Annotated in this window: 17 protein-coding genes; 11 read left to right on the top strand and 6 right to left on the bottom strand. The window is 73.6% G+C overall.

The window, feature by feature from the left end; genetic code table 11:
* The first annotated feature begins 80 nt into the window (after positions 1–80).
* The 4 genes from ACN26Y_RS26245 (at position 81) to ACN26Y_RS26230 (ending at position 1,594) form a co-directional block, all read left to right on the top strand.
* On the top strand, positions 81–515 hold the full coding sequence (locus tag ACN26Y_RS26245; protein ID WP_366602472.1) for a phage holin family protein: 435 nt from the start codon (positions 81–83) through the stop codon (positions 513–515).
* Positions 512–826 carry a DUF3618 domain-containing protein gene (locus ACN26Y_RS26240; RefSeq protein WP_422733682.1) on the top strand — a complete coding sequence of 105 codons (315 nt, stop codon included), beginning with the start codon at positions 512–514 and terminating at the stop codon, positions 824–826. The genes ACN26Y_RS26245 and ACN26Y_RS26240 overlap by 4 nt, the downstream gene beginning before the upstream one ends.
* Positions 823–1,095: a DUF4235 domain-containing protein gene (locus tag ACN26Y_RS26235; protein WP_366602474.1), complete on the top strand. Its 273-nt coding sequence runs from the start codon at positions 823–825 to the stop codon at positions 1,093–1,095. The genes ACN26Y_RS26240 and ACN26Y_RS26235 overlap by 4 nt, the downstream gene beginning before the upstream one ends.
* A 295-nt stretch (positions 1,096–1,390) precedes the next feature.
* The gene (locus tag ACN26Y_RS26230; RefSeq protein ID WP_011905669.1) at positions 1,391–1,594 is read left to right on the top strand and encodes a cold-shock protein; all 204 of its coding nucleotides are present in this window, start codon (positions 1,391–1,393) and stop codon (positions 1,592–1,594) included.
* Positions 1,595–1,722: 128 nt separating this feature from the next.
* Here ACN26Y_RS26230 and ACN26Y_RS26225 read toward each other — a convergent pair whose 3' ends face one another.
* Both ACN26Y_RS26225 and ACN26Y_RS26220 read right to left on the bottom strand, forming a co-directional pair.
* Positions 1,723–1,959: a hypothetical protein gene (locus ACN26Y_RS26225; RefSeq protein ID WP_155332825.1), complete on the bottom strand. Its 237-nt coding sequence runs from the start codon at positions 1,957–1,959 to the stop codon at positions 1,723–1,725.
* Positions 1,953–2,936, bottom strand: coding sequence for an aldo/keto reductase (locus ACN26Y_RS26220; RefSeq protein ID WP_155332824.1), 984 nt, complete (start codon positions 2,934–2,936; stop codon positions 1,953–1,955). The genes ACN26Y_RS26225 and ACN26Y_RS26220 overlap by 7 nt, the downstream gene beginning before the upstream one ends.
* A gap of 251 nt (positions 2,937–3,187) precedes the next feature.
* Here ACN26Y_RS26220 and ACN26Y_RS26215 point away from each other — a divergent pair, with 251 nt between their 5' ends.
* Positions 3,188–3,982 (top strand): trans-aconitate 2-methyltransferase, encoded by a 795-nt coding sequence (locus ACN26Y_RS26215; protein ID WP_366602480.1) that lies wholly within the window; start codon positions 3,188–3,190, stop codon positions 3,980–3,982.
* Positions 3,979–5,004 (top strand): adenosine deaminase, encoded by a 1,026-nt coding sequence (locus ACN26Y_RS26210; protein WP_155332822.1) that lies wholly within the window; start codon positions 3,979–3,981, stop codon positions 5,002–5,004. The genes ACN26Y_RS26215 and ACN26Y_RS26210 overlap by 4 nt, the downstream gene beginning before the upstream one ends.
* A gap of 254 nt (positions 5,005–5,258) precedes the next feature.
* Here the strand turns inward: ACN26Y_RS26210 and ACN26Y_RS26205 are convergent, their stop codons facing one another.
* Together ACN26Y_RS26205 and ACN26Y_RS26200 are read right to left on the bottom strand one after the other, a co-directional pair.
* Complete coding sequence (locus ACN26Y_RS26205; protein WP_155332821.1) at positions 5,259–6,662, bottom strand: HAMP domain-containing sensor histidine kinase; 1,404 nt, start codon at positions 6,660–6,662, stop codon at positions 5,259–5,261.
* Between the two features lie 29 nt (positions 6,663–6,691).
* Positions 6,692–7,381, bottom strand: a complete 690-nt coding sequence (locus tag ACN26Y_RS26200; RefSeq protein WP_155332820.1) for a response regulator transcription factor — start codon at positions 7,379–7,381, stop codon at positions 6,692–6,694.
* 141 nt (positions 7,382–7,522) lie between these two features.
* Here ACN26Y_RS26200 and ACN26Y_RS26195 point away from each other — a divergent pair, with 141 nt between their 5' ends.
* The gene (locus ACN26Y_RS26195) at positions 7,523–8,443 is read left to right on the top strand and encodes an ADP-ribosylglycohydrolase family protein (protein WP_155332819.1); all 921 of its coding nucleotides are present in this window, start codon (positions 7,523–7,525) and stop codon (positions 8,441–8,443) included.
* 206 nt (positions 8,444–8,649) lie between these two features.
* Here ACN26Y_RS26195 and ACN26Y_RS26190 read toward each other — a convergent pair whose 3' ends face one another.
* Positions 8,650–9,525, bottom strand: a complete 876-nt coding sequence (locus tag ACN26Y_RS26190) for a DUF1775 domain-containing protein (protein ID WP_196255695.1) — start codon at positions 9,523–9,525, stop codon at positions 8,650–8,652.
* Between the two features lie 223 nt (positions 9,526–9,748).
* Between ACN26Y_RS26190 and thrS the strand changes: the two genes are divergently transcribed.
* The 3 genes from thrS to ACN26Y_RS26175 all read left to right on the top strand — a co-directional run bounded on the left by thrS (position 9,749) and on the right by ACN26Y_RS26175 (position 13,545).
* Positions 9,749–11,764: a threonine--tRNA ligase gene (gene thrS, locus ACN26Y_RS26185; RefSeq protein ID WP_422733681.1), complete on the top strand. Its 2,016-nt coding sequence runs from the start codon at positions 9,749–9,751 to the stop codon at positions 11,762–11,764.
* A 157-nt stretch (positions 11,765–11,921) separates the two neighbouring features.
* Positions 11,922–12,434, top strand: a complete 513-nt coding sequence (locus ACN26Y_RS26180) for an HIT family protein (protein ID WP_196255946.1) — start codon at positions 11,922–11,924, stop codon at positions 12,432–12,434.
* 52 nt (positions 12,435–12,486) lie between these two features.
* On the top strand, positions 12,487–13,545 hold the full coding sequence (locus ACN26Y_RS26175) for an aldo/keto reductase (RefSeq protein ID WP_155332815.1): 1,059 nt from the start codon (positions 12,487–12,489) through the stop codon (positions 13,543–13,545).
* A gap of 159 nt (positions 13,546–13,704) precedes the next feature.
* Here the strand turns inward: ACN26Y_RS26175 and ACN26Y_RS26170 are convergent, their stop codons facing one another.
* Positions 13,705–15,858: an elongation factor G-like protein EF-G2 gene (locus ACN26Y_RS26170; protein ID WP_155332814.1), complete on the bottom strand. Its 2,154-nt coding sequence runs from the start codon at positions 15,856–15,858 to the stop codon at positions 13,705–13,707.
* A 251-nt stretch (positions 15,859–16,109) separates the two neighbouring features.
* Here ACN26Y_RS26170 and pgsA point away from each other — a divergent pair, with 251 nt between their 5' ends.
* Positions 16,110–16,745, top strand: a complete 636-nt coding sequence (gene pgsA / locus ACN26Y_RS26165; protein WP_155332813.1) for a phosphatidylinositol phosphate synthase — start codon at positions 16,110–16,112, stop codon at positions 16,743–16,745.
* Positions 16,746–16,755: the final 10 nt, after the last annotated feature.

Raw genomic sequence — 16,755 nt, 5'->3', positions numbered from 1 at the left:
ACGCGGCGGTCGGACGGCCGGGAGGATTGACGGGCGGCGACTCCGGGCATACAGCGCGGTGATGATGAAAGGAGGACAGCATGGCTGACGTGGCGAATGCCCGCACGACCCGGACCGGGAGCGAGCCGTCCACCGCCGAGCTTGTGCAGCGGGCCACGGAGCAGGTCTCCCGCCTGGTCCGCGACGAGCTGGCCCTCGCGCGTGCGGAGCTGACCCAGAAGGGCAAGCACGCCGGTATCGGCATCGGCCTCTTCGGCGGCGGCGGCGCGCTGGCGCTGTACGGCCTCGGTGCCCTGGTCGCGACCGCGATCCTGCTGCTGGACCTGGTCCTGCCCGCCTGGGCGGCCGCGCTGATCGTCGCGGTGATGCTCTTCCTGGGCGCGGGCATCCTCGCCCTGGTCGGCAAGAAGCAGGTCAGCCAGGCGGTTCCGCCGGTGCCGGCGGCGACGGTGCGCAGCGTCCGCGCCGACGTCGACACCGTCACCGCGGCGGTGAAGGACGGGAGACGGCCATGACGGGCAACGGGCGCGGCACCGGGGACACCGAGGCCCTCCGGGAGGAGATCCGGCGGACCCGGGTCGAGCTGGGCGAGACCGTGGAGGCGCTGGCCGCCAAGGCCGACGTGAAGAAGCGCCTCAAGTCCTCCACCGAACAGGCGAAGGAGCGGATGCGGGAGCAGGCCACGCTGACGGTCGCCCGGGTGCGCGGGCAGGCCCGGCAACGGGGCGAGCGGGTGCGGGGCAACCCGGCGCCGTTCGCCGCGCTGGCCGCGGGTGCGCTGGCCGCGGCCGTCGTGCTGATGATCATCCGAAGGAGGCGCCGGTGAGCCGGGCTATCGGAAAGGCCGCCTACAAGCCGGTCGGCGTCCTGATGGGTATCGCCGCCGGCACCGTCGCGGGCGCCATCTTCCGGCAGGTGTGGAAGGTGACCGCGGGCGACGGCGAGGCGCCGAGCGCGACCGACGAGGACCGCCGCTGGGGTGAGATCCTCGCGGCGGCGGCGCTGCAGGGGGCCATCTTCGCGGTGGTCCGAGCCGCCGTCGACCGGGGCGGCGCGATCGGCGTACGCCGGTTGACCGGCCGGTGGCCGGACTGACCCGCGGTCGACCAGGGCCCCCGTGCCGGAACACCACCGGCGAGGGGGCCTTTTCGCCGGTCCGCAGGCACCCACCGGACTGATCTCTGGCATCCGACAGGTCACATGTCGGAGAATTTCGTCCGGTAGGCTGTGCAGAGTTTTTGCGTACGTGGTTTGCTGTTCCACGCTGTTGTAGAGATGGCGTGGGTTGAGAGAAGTCTCCTTCATCGGGGGCCGCCTCAGGCGCCGCTGCTCGAAAACGGCCAACCGGCCGCACGGCGTGCTCGGCCGCCAGTTTTAGAAGGAGTTGCACATGGCGCAGGGAACCGTGAAGTGGTTCAACGCTGACAAGGGCTTCGGCTTCATCACCGTCGACGGCGGGGGTGCTGACGTGTTCGTCCACTTCTCGGCCATCCAGACCAGCGGCTACCGCACGCTGGAGGAGAACCAGCGGGTGGAGTTCGAGATCGCCCAGGGTCAGAAGGGTCCGCAGGCCGAGCAGGTCCGCCCCCTCTGAGTGGTGCCGGCCGGCAGCCGCCGGCCAGTGGGTGATCCGGCCCCCCGGATCGACGCGAAGCCCCGTATCCCGTCCGGGATGCGGGGCTTTCACCGTGTCCGGAATGGAACCGCGGTGCGCCGGGAGCGTCAGCGTCGGTCGCGGGCGCGTACGCCCAGCCACAGCAGGACCAGCCCGGCGAGCGCGACGACCGGGCCGACGACGACCCACAGGTCCACGCCGGTCATCACGCTGCCCTCGACGTACCCGAGCCCCTGCACGGTCCAGAGCGCACCGAGGACCACGGCCAGCAGGCCGACCGTGAGCGTCAGCCAGCCCTTCATCACGTTCTCCCGTCCCCGCCCCGGGTCCGTCCCGTTCACCACCGGTCGTGCACCTGCGGTCGGATCAGCTCGTCGTACACCTCGGCGACCGTCGCGCGGTCCTGGTCGGACAGTGGTGGCTGATCGGCCACGGCGGCGTTGGCCCGGGCCTGGGCCGCGTCCCGGGCGCCGGGGATCACCACGGTCACACCGGGCTGGTCGGCGACCCAGCGCAGCGCGAACTGCGCCATCGTGCGGTCCGGGCCGACCAGCGGCGCGAGGCGACGGACGGCCTCCAGGCCGAGCGCGAAGTCGACGCCGGAGAAGGTCTCGCCGACGTCGAACGCCTCGCCGTGCCGGTTGTAGGTGCGGTGGTCGTCGGGGGCGAAGGTGGTGTGCTCGTCGTACCGGCCGGAGAGCAGCCCGCTGGCCAGGGGCACCCGCGCGATGATGCCGACCCCGGCCGCCGTCGCGGCCGGCAGCACCCGCTCGAGGGGCTTGAGGCGCAGGGCGTTGAGGATGATCTGCACGCTGGCAACGCCCGGGCGGGCGATCGCGGTGAGCGCCTCGTCGCAGGTCTCGACGCTCACGCCGTACCCGGCGATCCGTTCCTCGGCGACCAGCGTGTCGAGGGCGTCGAACACCGCGTCGTCGGCGAAGACCGGCGTCGGCGGGCAGTGCAGCTGCACCAGGTCGAGGGTGTCGACACCGAGGTTCTTCCGGGACCGGTCGGTCCACTCCCGGAAGTGCGCCAGGGTGTACGCCTCCGGCGTCTGGGCGACCCGGCGCCCCATCTTGGTGGCCACCGTGAGCCCGGCGCCGGGCCGGATGCCCAGGAACCGCCCGATCAGCTGCTCGCTGCGGCCGTCCCCGTAGACGTCGGCGGTGTCCAGGAAGGAGACCCCCGAGTCGACGGCGGCGGCGAGGACCGCCATCGCGTCGTCCTCGCTGACGGTGCCCCAGTCGGCGCCGAGTTGCCAGGCACCGAGCCCGATCACGCCGACGGTCCGGCCCAGCCGGGGGAAGGTGCGCTGCTCCATGCCCCAGAGCCTAGTGCGGTGTCCAGGAACGTTCGCCGCGCCCCGGCGGGCGCCGGACGACGACCGGCGGCGTTGGAGCCGGGCCCGGATACGACACCGGTATCCGGGCCCGGCTCCGCCTTGCCGGATCGCCGCCCGGACCTCGCCGCGACACTGGCAACGTCCCTGGACACCGCACCGGTGATCCGCTTGCCGGGCCGCGCGCCGGGCCGTACGGTTAACAAGACGGACGTACGGTTTGGGAGGCTGGCATGTGGGACCCGGCGGCGTACCTTCGCTACGGCGACGAACGGTCCCGGCCGTTCCACGACCTCCTCGCCCGCGTCCCCGCCGGCCGCCCGCGCGCGGTGGTCGACCTCGGCTGCGGTCCCGGCACGCTGACCGCGACCCTGGCCGACCGGTGGCCGGACAGCCGGGTGACCGGTCTGGACTCCGCACCGGAGATGGTGCACCGCGCCGCCGCCCTGGGCGTCCCGGTGGACTTCGGCGTCGCCGACCTCCGCGACTGGCGCCCCGACCCGGACACCGACGTCGTGGTCAGCAACGCCGTGCTCCAGTGGGTGCCCGGGCACCGGGACCTGCTCACCCGTTGGGCCCGCGAGCTGCCCGCCGGTGCCGTGATCGCGGTGCAGGTTCCGGGCAACTTCGACGCCCCCTCGCACCGGGCGCTCCGCGCCGTCGCCGGCCGTCCCGCCTGGCGCGACGTGCTCGGCCCGCTGCTGCGGGAGGCGCCCGTCGACGACCCGGTCGGCTACGCGCACCTGCTGGTCGCCGCCGGCTGCGCGGTGGACGCCTGGGAAACTACCTACGTGCACCTGCTCCCGGCCCCGGCCGACGGCGACCACCCCGTCCTCACCTGGATGGAGGGGACCGCGCTGCGCCCGGTCCGGGCGGCGCTGGACGCCGCCGGCTGGTCCGCCTTCCGGACCGAGCTCGGCGTACGCCTCGCCGAGGCGTACCCGGTTTGCGGGGGGCGGGTGTACTTCCCATTCCGACGCGTCTTCTTCGTCGCCCGAACCGGCGCCCGTGCAGAGGAGAACCTGTGACCGACCTGCCCACCTTCATCGCGGGACTGCCCAAGGTGGAGCTCCACGTGCACCACGTCGGCTCCGCCTCGCCCCGGATCGTCGCCGAGCTGGCCGCCCGCCACGAGGGGCGCAGCCCGGTCCCGGCCGACCCGGCCGCACTCGCCGACTACTTCGCCTTCCGCGACTTCGCGCACTTCATCGAGGTCTACCTGAGCGTGGTGGACCTGATCCGGGACCCGGAGGACGTGTGGATCCTCACCCACGAGGTCGCCCGCGAGCTGGCCCGCCAGCAGGTCCGCTACGCCGAGCTGACCGTCACCCCGTACTCGCACGTGCACCGCGGCATTCCGGCGCCGGCGTTCTGCGAGGCGATCGAGGATGCCCGCAAGCGCGCCGAGGCGGACTTCGGCATCGAGCTGCGCTGGTGCTTCGACATTCCGGGTGAGGCCGGCCTCCCGGCGGCCGAGGAGACCCTGCGGATCTGCCTTGAGGAACGCCCCGACGGGCTGGTCAGCTTCGGGCTGGGCGGCCCGGAGATCGGCGTACCGCGGCCGCAGTTCAAGCCGTACTTCGACCAGGCCCGCGCGGCCGGCCTGCGGTCGGTGCCGCACGCGGGGGAGACCACCGGCCCGCAGACCGTCTGGGACGCGTTGCGCGACCTCGGCGCGGAGCGGATCGGGCACGGCATCTCCGCCGCCGACGACCCGCAACTGCTCGCGTACCTCGCCGAGCGGCAGATCGCCCTGGAGGTCTGCCCGACCTCCAACGTCCGCACCCGGGCCGTGGCGCGGATCGAGGACCACCCGCTGCCCCGGCTCATGGCGGCCGGCGTGCTGGTGACGATCAACTCCGACGACCCGCCGATGTTCGGCACGACCCTGAACGACGAGTACGCGGTGGCGGCCCGCCTCCTCGGCGCGGGCCCGGACGGGCTGGCCGCACTGGCGCGCAACGCGGTGACCGCGTCCTTCCTCGACCCGGCCGCGAAGCAGCGCCTCGTCGGCGAGATCGACGCGTACCTGGCGACCGCCCCGCGCTGACCCCGGCACCGCCTTGATGAAGGAGTGGCGCGCGGCGGGAGGAGGTGTGGGGGGACCGATTCTCCCGCCGCGCGCACGGCTCCACCGGCCGCAGGTGCGCGGGGCAGGTAGCCGGTGGAACTGATGGGTTCGTGCCTTCGATCCTGACAGCTGCGCCCCGGGACGGCGCCGGTGTTAACCCGGATCTAAGGAAGACTTGCGCCGGCCCACAACCCGCCGGCCCGCAGCCCGCCGGCCCACGGGCCGGGCGTGCGTCAGCCGTCGGTGGGGCGCTGCCGCGGCCACCGGCGGCCGCTGCCCTTCTGGTCGCGGACGTCCCGGGCCATCCGGCCCACCAGCCCGAACCGGCTCACCTGACGGGGCGTCGCGTCCGGATCGGCCAGCAGCATGACGACACTCGCCCCGCCCAGCCGGGCCCGGTCGATGCTGACCGACCCGTTCGCCTGCAACGCCACCCGCTTGGCGATGTCCAGCCCGAGACCGGTCGAGCCGCGGTCGCTCGCGCCCCGGCGCAGCGCCCGGTCCGGGTCCGCGATGCCCGGCCCGGCGTCGTCGACGCGGATCGCGACGTAGCCGTCCCGCCGCGAGACGGCCACCTCGAACGCGGTGCCCTGGGGCGTGTACCGGAAGACGTTGCCGATCACCGCGTCCAGGGCGGCGGCCAGTTCCGCCCGCGGCACCGGCGCCGGGATGCGCAGCTGCGCGCCGGTGACCCGGTGCTGCCGGTTCTGGTCGCCCGCCAGGGCGGACCAGAACACCATCCGCTCCCGTACCACCTCGCTCACGTCGCACGTGGTCGGCGCGGTCTCCTGGGTGACCGCCTTGCGGGTGGTCTTGATGAGCTGGTCGACCTCGCCCTCCAGGGTGACGATTGCCTGCCGGATCCGCCGGATCCCGCGTCGACGGTCAAGCTCGGCCTCGCTGAACGTGCCGATGCTGGTGTCGTCGGGATCCAGCGCCTCGGCGTCGAGCCGGAGCGCGGTCAGCGGCGTACGCAGCCGGTGCGACAGGTCGGCGACCAGTTCCCGCTCGTCGGCACGGGCGTCGACCAGCCGCTCGACCATCCGGTTGAACGCGTAGCCGGCCTCGGCCAGCTCCCGTGGGCCGGTCGGCTCCACGCGGACGTTGAGATCGCCGCCGCCGAGGGCACCCGCGGCCCGGACCAGATTGCGCGCCGCGTCCACCGTGCGGGTAGCCACCCGGTCTACCATCAGCACCGCCGCCCCGACCAGGGCGACGGTCACGCCGAGCAGCAGGAGCCACCGCCCACCGGAGCCTTCGTCGAGCTCGGACTCGGGCACGAAGACCTCGACCACCGCCGTCCGGTCGCCGAGCAGCACCGGGTCGAGGCGTACCGCGCCACCGTCGACGTCGACGACGACCGAGCGCCCCTCGGCCCGGGCCCGGTCCAGGTCCGCCGCGGCGGCCCGGCCCCCGGACGCGTCGACGTCCAGCCCGTGGACCACCGGCCGGGTGGCCGGATCGTCGCCGCTGGCCGCGACCGCCCGCTCGACCACCTCGGGCGCGGTGCTCACGGCGAGCGCCCCGGTGACCAGCGCACTGCGCCGGGCCGCGTCGGCGATGGCCTCCTCGCGGGCACGGTCGCCGAGGCTCGACGTGAGCGGCACCAGGAACGCGAGCGCCACCAGGGTGCACATGCCGGCCGTGACCAGTGCGAGGGTTCGCCTCAGTCCGGCGGCACCAGTCGGAAGCCCACCCCCCGCACGGTGCGCAGGTAACGTGGCTTCGCTGCGGACTCGCCCATTTTGCGACGCAGCCAGTACAGATGAACGTCGATGGTCTGATCCTCGCCGACCGACGGTTGCCGCCATACCTCCTCCAAGAGCTCGCGGCGGGACACTACCCGGCCGGGTCGTGCGGCGAGATACGCCAGCAGGTCGAACTCCTTGCGGGTCAGCGCCAGGGGTTCACCGTCGAGGTGGGCGCTGCGCTCCCCGACGTCGACGCGCAGCCCGCCGACCTCGTGCACGGCCGGCTGCACGCTCCGGCTGGCCCGGCCGGCGCGGCGCAGCACGGTGGTGATGCGGGCGTCCAGGTGCGCGCCGGTGAACGGCTTGACCATGTAGTCGTCGGCGCCCGCCCGCAGCAGCCGGACCACGGACTGCTCGTCGTCGCGGGCGGTGGCGATGATGATCGGCACGTCGGTGATGCCCCGCAGCATGCGCAGCGCGTCCGAGCCGTCGAGGTCCGGCAGCCCCAGGTCGAGCACCACGAGGTCGGGTGTCTCGGCCGCCACCCGGCGCAGCGCGTCGAGCGCGGTGCCGACCGCGTGCACGGCGTGCCCGCGGTCGGCGAGGGATCGCAGCATCGCGCCGCGGACGACGTGGTCGTCTTCGACCAGGAGCACGGTGGCCACGCCAAGACGGTACTCGGCGTGGCAAGTTGATCGACACCGTCGACCCGCGCCCGAGCAGGCCAGGACGACGCCGCGACGGTGCCGGCGGGACCCGTCGATCGCGTTGCGGCGCCCCTACAAACCCGGCAAGCTGGTACAACGATGTCCTTCACCCTCTTCGCCGACACCCGACTCGCGCTCGCCCGGGACTCGCTCGCCGGCCTCTCGGTCGGCGACGCGCTCGGCTCCCAGTTCTTCGTGCCCGGTCGTCGACCGGCCGACCTGGCCGCCGGCCGGCTCCCACCTCCGCCCTGGGCGTGGACGGACGACACCGAGATGGCGTGCTCGGTCGTGGCCGCCCTGGCCGACACCGGCCGGATCGACCGGGACGCGCTCGCCCTCGCGTTCGCCGACCGTTGCGAGCCGCACCGTGGCTACGGCGCGGGAGCGGTGGCCGTCCTGCGGCTGATCCGTACCGGCACCCCGTGGCCGGTGGCCGCCGCGTCGGCCTTCGACGGGCAGGGCTCGTGCGGTAACGGCGCCGCCATGCGGGTGGGGCCGCTGGGGGCGTACTTCGCCGACTCGACCGGCCGGGCGGCGGACCAGGCCCGGGCGTCGGCCGAGGTGACCCACGCCCATCCGGAGGGCATCGCCGGCGCGGTCGCGGTCGCGGTGGCCGCGTCCCTGTCCGCCCGGGGCCGGCTGGACGGGCACCGCCCCGAGCCCGACCGGCTGCTCGCCGGGGTTGCCGCCGCGCTCGACCCCGCCACCGAGGTGCACCGGGGGGTACGGCGGGCCACCGGACTGCTCGGCCGTCCGCTGCCCGAGGTCGTTGACGCCCTCGGCAACGGCTCCCGGATCACCGCCCAGGACACCGTCGCCTTCACCTGCTGGGTCGCCGCCGGACACCTCGACGACTACCCGGCCGCGATCCGGTCCTGCGTCGACGCGGGCGGGGACGTCGACACCACCGCGGCGATCGTCGGGGCGGTGGTCGCCGCGTACACCGGGGTCGGCACCCCGGGCGGCGTGCCGACGGAGTGGCTCGACGCCCGCGAGCCGCTGCCCGACTGGCTCCCCTGAGCCGTCAGCCGGCGGGCGCCGACCGGCCATGGTGTCGCGGCGCCGGCCCTGCCGCCCGTCGCTCCGCTGCTCGCCTTGTCCGTCGGCCGCCACCGAAGGCATGCGGCCCCTTTGCTCTGCTTCACCGGACGCAACGGTTCCGGCCGGAATCCGTTGCGTGGGTTGAAGCAGAGCAAAGGGGGGCGAGCGGGGCGGCTGGAGCGAGGTCAGCGCGTCCGCGCCACCGCGTCCGTCGGGGCCACCGCCTCCGTTCGCGCCGCCGTGTCCGGTGCAGTGGCCTGCTCCTCCGGTTGAGGCGCGTCGGCGGGCGGGTCGCCGTCGAGGACCGCGCGCAGGTCGTTACGCCCGTCCGACGGCTCCCGGCGGCGCCAGCGGCTGAGCAGCCAGCCGCCCGCCACGCCGCCGCCGAGGCCAGCGAGCAGACCGGCGACGAGCAGGCCGTCGGCGTTGCCCCCGGCCGGGTCCGAGGCGTCCGCCGTACCCGCCGGGTCGCCCACGCCCGGCGCGCCCGGCGCCGCGCCGTGGCCGTGTCCGCCGCCGGCCGCGCCGGGCGCCGGCGGCAGCAGGGTGAGCGCGGGCGCCGTCTTGTCACCCGCCGGCTCCGACCAGCGGACGACCGTGCCGTCGGCGTACGTCTGGAGCACCTCGAAGGTCAACCGCTCCACCTGCGGCAGCGGGCCCACCGACAACGTCAGCCGGGCCGGCCCGGTCTCCGACCCGGGCATGCGGAACCAGGTCACGGCGCTGGTCACCGTGGTCACGCCCGAGGAGTGGATGCCGGCGACCGGCCGGTCGAGCTCGCGGGTGGCGATGCGGGGTGCCCAGCCGGTCACCGACATCGGGTAGACCTCGGCGATCGGAGCGTCCGCGGGCAGCCGGATCTCGATCCGCTCGGTGCGGGTGCCGGCCCGCTCCTCCGGCACCACGAACTCCAGCTTGACCGCCTCGCCCTGCCGGGCCTGCGTCGGCTGGACCGTCACGTCCGCCGCGTACGCCGTGCCGGGCCAGGCCAGCAGTGCGCCGGCGACCAGGGCGGTCACCGCCCCGGCCCGGCGGCCGCGCCTCTCGCGCGTCCTCGCCATCGTCGTCCCCATCCGTGTCCACGTGGCCGGAACCGGCTCCAGCCACACCTGGTAGTTCGGACGCGGGGACGGAAAGGTTCAACGCCTGAGGGGGGCGTTAACAAGGGGCCCTTCCTCTACCGCAGGCGTTGAGAGGGGGCCCTTCCTTACACCGCAGCGGGTGATGGTCGGGACGACCGATAGCATCGGCAGCATCCGTACCGCCTGCCCGTGAGGAGTCACCGTGTCCGCACCCCGTATCCCCGTCGTGGCCGACCCCGTCGTCGTGGCCGCCGGGACGACGGCGGCCGACGCGGTGGCGGCGGCCGGCCTGCCGGCGACCGGGCCCAAGGCGATCGTTGTGGTCCGCGACGCCCAGGGTCAGCTGCGCGACCTGGACTGGCGGCCGGAGGTCGACACCGAGGTCGAGCCGGTGGCCATCGACACTCCGGACGGGCTGAACGTGCTGCGGCACTCCACCGCCCACGTGCTCGCCCAGGCCGTGCAGGACGTCTTCCCGGAGGCGAAGCTCGGCATCGGCCCGCCCATCGAGAACGGCTTCTACTACGACTTCGCCGTCGACAAGCCGTTCCAGCCGGAGGACCTGGCGAAGCTCGAGAAGCGGATGCAGGAGATCGTCAAGTCCGGCCAGCGGTTCCGCCGGCGGCGCTTCAACAGCCTGGACGAGGCGAAGGCCGAACTGGCCGCCGAGCCGTTCAAGCTGGAGTTGATCGACGTCAAGGGCGAGGGCCTGGACTCGGACGAGGTCATGGAGGTCGGCGGCGGCGAGCTGACCATCTACGACAACCTCGCCGCCACCGAGGACAAGGTCTGCTGGTCGGACCTGTGCCGGGGGCCGCACCTGCCGAACACGCGGCTGATCGGCGCGTTCAAGCTGATGCGCTCGGCCGCCGCGTACTGGCGGGGTTCGGAGAAGAACCCGCAGCTCCAGCGGGTGTACGGCACCGCGTGGCCGACGCGCGACGAGCTGAAGGCGTACCTGAAGCTCCTCGAGGAGGCCGCGCGGCGCGACCACCGCAAGCTCGGCGCGGACCTGGACCTGTTCAGCTTCCCCGACGAGATCGGCTCCGGCCTGCCGGTCTTCCACCCCAAGGGCGGCGTGCTGAAGCGGGTGATGGAGGACTACGTCCGCACCCGCCACATCGAGGAGGGCTTCCAGTACGTCGGAACCCCGCACATCTCGAAGGAAGGGCTGTTCCACACCTCGGGCCACCTGCCCTACTACGCCGATGGCATGTACCCGCCCATGGAACTCGAGGGCGCGGACTACTACCTCAAGGCGATGAACTGCCCGATGCACAACCTGATCTACCGGTCGCGCGGGCGGTCCTACCGCGAGCTGCCGATGCGGCTGTTCGAGTTCGGGTCGGTCTACCGGTACGAGAAGTCGGGCGTGGTCCACGGGCTGACCCGGGTGCGCGGCCTGACCCAGGACGACTCGCACTCCTACTGCACCTGGGAGCAGGCGCCGGCCGAGATCAAGCACCTGCTCCACTTCGTGCTCAGCCTGCTGAAGGACTTCGGCATCGACGACTTCTACCTGGAGCTGTCGACCCGCGACGAGTCCAAGCCCGACAAGTTCGTCGGCTCCGACGAGGACTGGGCCACGGCCACCGCGGTGCTGGAGCAGTGCGCGCGGGAGACCGGGCTCGACCTGGTGCCGGACCCGGGCGGCGCGGCCTTCTACGGCCCGAAGATCTCCGTGCAGGCCAAGGACGCCATCGGCCGCACCTGGCAGCTGTCGACCATCCAGTACGACTTCAACCAGCCGAAGGGCTTCGGGCTGGAGTACCAGGCGGCCGACGGCACCCGGCAGCAGCCCGTCATGATCCACTGCGCGAAGTTCGGGTCGATCGAGCGGTTCATCGGCGTGCTCACCGAGCACTACGCCGGTGCCTTCCCCGCCTGGCTCGCCCCGGTGCAGGTGGTCGGCATCCCGATCCGCGAGGACCACACCGACTACCTGCACGGCTTCGTCGCCGCGCTGCGCGCCGAGGGCATCCGTGCCCAGGTCGACGCCGGTGACGACCGGATGCAGAAGAAGATCCGCACCGCCCAGCAGCAGAAGATCCCCTTCATGGTGATCGCCGGCGACGACGACGTCGCGGCGGGCACCGTGTCGTTCCGCTACCGGGACGGCTCGCAGCGCAACGGCGTACCGATGGCCGAGGCGGTCAACCACGTCGTCGACGTGGTGTCCTCGCGCAGCAACATCGGCCCGTCCGCCGCCGAGGTGTAAGGAAGGGCCCCTTCTTAACGCCTCAGGCAGTAAAAGGGCCCCCGGTTAACACACGCCCGGGCCCCGGCGGGACGGCGCGGTTCGGTGACGCCCCGCGCCGGGTCGTAGGATCGCTGCTGTGACTGGGGCGGACGGACACACCGACAGCAGCGAGGTCATGGCGGACGGCCTGGACCGGCTCTGGACGCCCCACCGGATGACCTACATCTCCGGCGAGGACCGGCCCGAGGGCGGGTACGAGAAGCCGAGCGGCTGCCCGTTCTGCCTCGCGCCCGGCCGGCCCGCGCCGGAGAGCCTCGTCGTGGCGCGCGGCGAGCACGTCTTCGTGGTGCTCAACCTCTACCCGTACAACCCGGGGCACCTGCTGGTCTGCCCCTACCGGCACGTGGCCGACTACACCGACCTCGACGGCCCGGAGACGGCCGAGCTGGCCGCGTTCACGCAGACCGCCATGCGGGTGGTCCGCAAGGTCAGCAGCGCGCACGGCTTCAACCTGGGGATGAACCAGGGCGGCGTGGCCGGCGCCGGGATCGCCGCGCACCTGCACCAGCACGTGGTGCCCCGGTGGGGCGGTGACGCCAACTTCATGCCGGTGATCGGCCGCACCAAGGTCCTGCCGCAGCTGCTGGGCGACACCCGCGACCTGCTGGCCCGCGCCTGGCCGTCCTGACACCCGGCGCGATCTTCTCCCTCCGGTCGGCCGGAGGTGACAGGATGCGTCGATGGCAGTCATGACGCGGACGCTGGGTCGCAGCGGCATCGAGGTGAGCGCCCTCGGCATGGGGTGCTGGGCGATCGGTGGCCCGTGGGCGGAGGGGCTCCAGCCGCTGGGGTGGGGCGTCGTCGACGACGACGAGTCCGTCCGGGCGGTCCGCCGCGCGCTCGACCTCGGCGTGACCCTCTTCGACACCGCCGACACGTACGGGGCGGGGCACTCGGAGCGGATCCTCGGGCGGGCCCTCGCCGGCCGGCGTGACGAGGCGGTCGTCGCCACGAAGTGGGGCTACACGTTCGACGAGGCGGCCCGCCAGGCGACGGGCGAGGACGCGTCCCCGGCGTACCTGCGGCGGGCGGTGACCGACTCGCTGCGCCGGCTCGACACCGACCGCATCGACCTCTACCAGCTGCACCTGGGCGACCTTCCGGTCCCGCGCGCGGAGGCCCTGATCGGCACGCTGGAGGACCTGGTGGCCGACGGGCTGGTGCGCGCGTACGGATGGAGCACCGACCGGGTGGACCGGGCCGCCGCGTGGGGTCAGACGGCCCGGGGCGCCACCGCCGTGCAGCACACCCTGTCGGTGCTGCGGGACGCCCCCGAGCTGCTTGCGGTCTGCGACAAGTACGACCTCGTCAGCGTCGCCCGGTGCCCGCTCGGGATGGGCCTGCTCACCGGCAAGTACACGACCGGCTCCACGCTGCCCCGGGACGACCTGCGCGGGCACGCGCCCGGCTGGCTGGAGTGGTTTCGAGGCGGCCGACCGGCGCCGGAGTGGCTGCGCCGGGTGAGCGCCGTCCGCGCCGCGCTCACCGCCGACGGCCGGACCCTGGCCCAGGGCGCGCTGGGCTGGATCTGGGCGCGCAGCGACCGCAGCGTCCCGATCCCCGGCTGCCGTACGGTCGCCCAGGTCGAGGAGAACGTGGCGGCGCTGGCCCGTGGCCCGCTCCCGCCGGACCAGTTCGCCGAGGTGGAACGCCAGCTGGCGGCTCTGCGGGCGGCGGCCCTCCGCGAAGCCGACCGCCCCTACTGGCCCAGCCCCACCCTCCCCACCGCCCGACCCTGACCACCCCGTTGCGGGGCTCAACGCGCGGGGTCTTCTGCGTTGATCATGAAGTTAGCGGCCAAATCTGTCCGATTTGTCTCCGCTAACTTCATGATCAACGCGTCGGGGGGGGGAGGGGGGAGGGGGGAGGGGGGAGGGGGAGGGGGGAGGGGGAGGGGGTTAGGTGTGTTCCTTGCGGATTTGGTCGGCCAGGTGGGCGGGCATGGGTTCGTAGCGGACGAACTGGCGGCGGAAGGTGCCGGTGCCGGAGGTCATCGAGCGCAGCTCCACCGCGTACCGGAGGAGTTCGGTCGCCGGCACCTCGGCACGGACCAGCGTGCGGCCCTCGGCCGTGGTGTCCGGTTCGGTGCCCAGCACCCGGCCGCGCCGGCCGGACAGGTCGCCCATCACCGCGCCCACCGACGAGTCGGGCACCCGGATGACCACCTCGTCGACCGGTTCCAGCAGCGCCGGCTGGCCCCTCTCGGCCGCGTCCTTCAGCGCCAGGGCCCCGGCCGTCTGGAACGCCGCGTCGGAGGAGTCCACGCTGTGCGCCTTGCCGTCGAACAGCGTCACCCGCAGGTCCACCACCGGGTAGCCGGCGACCAGGCCGCGCTCCATCTGGGCGCGGACCCCCTTCTCCACCGACGGGATGTAGTTGTGCGGCACCGCGCCCCCCACCACCCGGTCGACGAACTCGAAACCGGCGCCGCGCGGCAGCGGCGCCACCTCGATGTCGCAGACCGCGTACTGGCCGTGGCCGCCGGACTGCTTGACGTGCCGGCCGTGCCCCTTGGCCGACCCGGTGAACGTCTCGCGCAGCGCCACCCGCACCGGCTCGGTGTCCAGCTCCACACCGCCGGTGCGCAGCCGCTCCAGCACCACGTCCGCGTGCGCCTCGCCCATGCACCACAGCACCAGCTGGTGGGTCTCCGGGTTGCGGTCCAGCCGCAGCGTGGGGTCACCGGCCACCAGCCGGGCCAGGTTGCGGGCGAGCGCGTCCTCGTCGGAGCGGCTGCGGGCCACGATCGCCACCGGCAGCAGCGGCTCCGGCATCTCCCACGGCGCGATCAGCAGCGGGTCCTCCTTGGCGGAGATGGTGTCACCGGTCTCCGCGCTGCCCGACTTGGTGATCGCGCAGATGTCGCCGGCCACGCAGAGGCCCACCTCCCGCAGGGTCGCGCCGAGCGGCGAGTAGATGTGCCCCACCCGCTCGTCGGCGTCGTGGTCGGGGTGGCCCCGCTCGGCCATGCCGTGCCCCGAGACGTGCACGGTCTGCTCCGGGCGCAGCGTGCCGGAGAACACCCGTACCAGCGAGACCCGGCCGACATGCCGGTCGATGGTCGTCTTGACGACCTCCGCGACCAGCGGGCCGTCCGGATCGCAGGTGAGCGGCGGCCGGGGCGCACCGTCCACGCCGGTCACCGCCGGCACGTCGTGCTCCAGCGGCGACGGGAAGCCCGCGGTGAGCACCTCCAGCAGCGCGTCCAGCCCCACCCCGGTCTCCGCGCAGACCGGCACCACCGGGTAGAAGTGGCCGCGCGCGACCGCCTTCTCCAGATCCTCGACGAGGATGTCGGTGCCGATTTCCTCACCCTCGAGGTACCGGTCCATGAGGGTCTCGTCCTCGCTCTCGGCGATGATCCCCTCGATCAGTTCGTTGCGGGACTCGGCGATCGCCGGCAGGTGCTCCGGGTCCGGCTCGCGCACCTCCGCCGGCAGGCCGCCGGTGTAGTCGAAGACCCGCCTCGTGATAAGCCCGAGCAGGCCGACGGTGGAGATGCCGTCGTCACCGAGCATCGGCAGGTAGAGCGGGAGCACGTTGTCGCCGAAGACCCGCTGGCAGAGCGCCACCGCCTCGTCGAAGTCCGCGCGCGGGTGGTCCAGCCGGGAGACGGCGACCGCCCGGGGCATGTCGACGGCGGCGCACTCCTCCCACAGCGCGGCGGTCGCGGCGTCCATCCCGTCGACCGCGGAGACGACGAAGAGTGCGGCGTCGGCGGCCCGCAGCCCGGCCCGCAGCTCACCGACGAAGTCGGCGTACCCCGGGCTGTCCAGCAGGTTGACCTTGATCCCGTCGTGGGTCAGGGGCGCGCAGGCCAGGCTCACCGAGCGCTGCTGGCGTACGGCGGCGGGGTCGTGGTCGCAGACCGTGGTGCCGTCGGTGACGCTCCCGGCGCGACCGATCGTGCCGGTCGCGGCGAGCAACGCCTCGACCAGGGTCGTCTTGCCGGCCCCGGAGTGGCCGACGAGCACCACGTTGCGGACCCTGCCGGGGTCGGTCACCACCGGCGCGCCGCCGGTGACCCCCTTCTCCTGACTCTTCTGCGCCATGGGGCGCACCTCCCTCAGCCGGTGGTTGGTGGCGACCGCCGCGCGCGACGGGGTGCGGCCCGGGGCGGGTGCGCGGCGATATCCTCCGGTGGTCTGCTGCCAAGCGGGAACGGGACGGGCGGACCGGTGAGCTGGCTCACCTTTCCTGGGTCGATCAGACACCCGATGACCGGGCCGCACAAGCCTCGCCGCGCGGGTCACCTGACCGGCCGTATCGCCGCTGGCCCGGCGACCGTTATCGTGGGACCGCCATGGCGAAGATCTTCCAAGTGACGGCCCGCGCGGGCATGACCCGCATCGTCGAACCGCTCGCGCGCCGACTGCTGCGCGCGGGCGTCACCCCCAACGCGGTCACCGTGACGGGCACCCTCGGGGTGCTCGTCGGCGCGCTCGGCTTCGGCGCCCGCGGCCACCTCGTCGCCGGAGCGTTGATCGTGACGGTCTTCGCGCTGACCGACCTGCTCGACGGGACGATGGCCCGCATGAGCGGCGGCTCCACCCGGTTCGGGGCGTTCCTCGACTCGAGCATGGACCGGATCGCCGACAGCGCCGTCTTCGGCGCCGTGGCCTACTACCTGGCCACCGAGGGCGACCACGCCGGTGTCGCGGCGGCCCTGCTCTGTCTGGCCGCGGGCAGTCTCGTCTCCTACGTGAAGGCCCGCGCCGAGGGGCTCGGCATGACCTGCAACGTGGGCATCGCCGAGCGCACCGAGCGACTACTCATCGTCGGCGTCGGCGGCCTGCTCGCCGGCCTCGGCCTGCCGGTCGCGCTGCCCATCGCGCTCTGGCTGCTCGCCGCCGTGTCGATCTTCACGGTCGGGCAGCGGATGGCCCACGTGTACCGGCAGTCCCAGCAGGTCCCCACCGCGTCGGGCGGGCAGGGGTGAGGGCCGTGCG

It is taken from the genome of Micromonospora sp. WMMD558 (assembly GCF_049315255.1).
Lineage (GTDB): Bacteria > Actinomycetota > Actinomycetes > Mycobacteriales > Micromonosporaceae > Micromonospora.
Note: the sequence above shows the minus strand (reverse complement) of the source record. Positions and strands in the feature narration are given on the sequence as shown.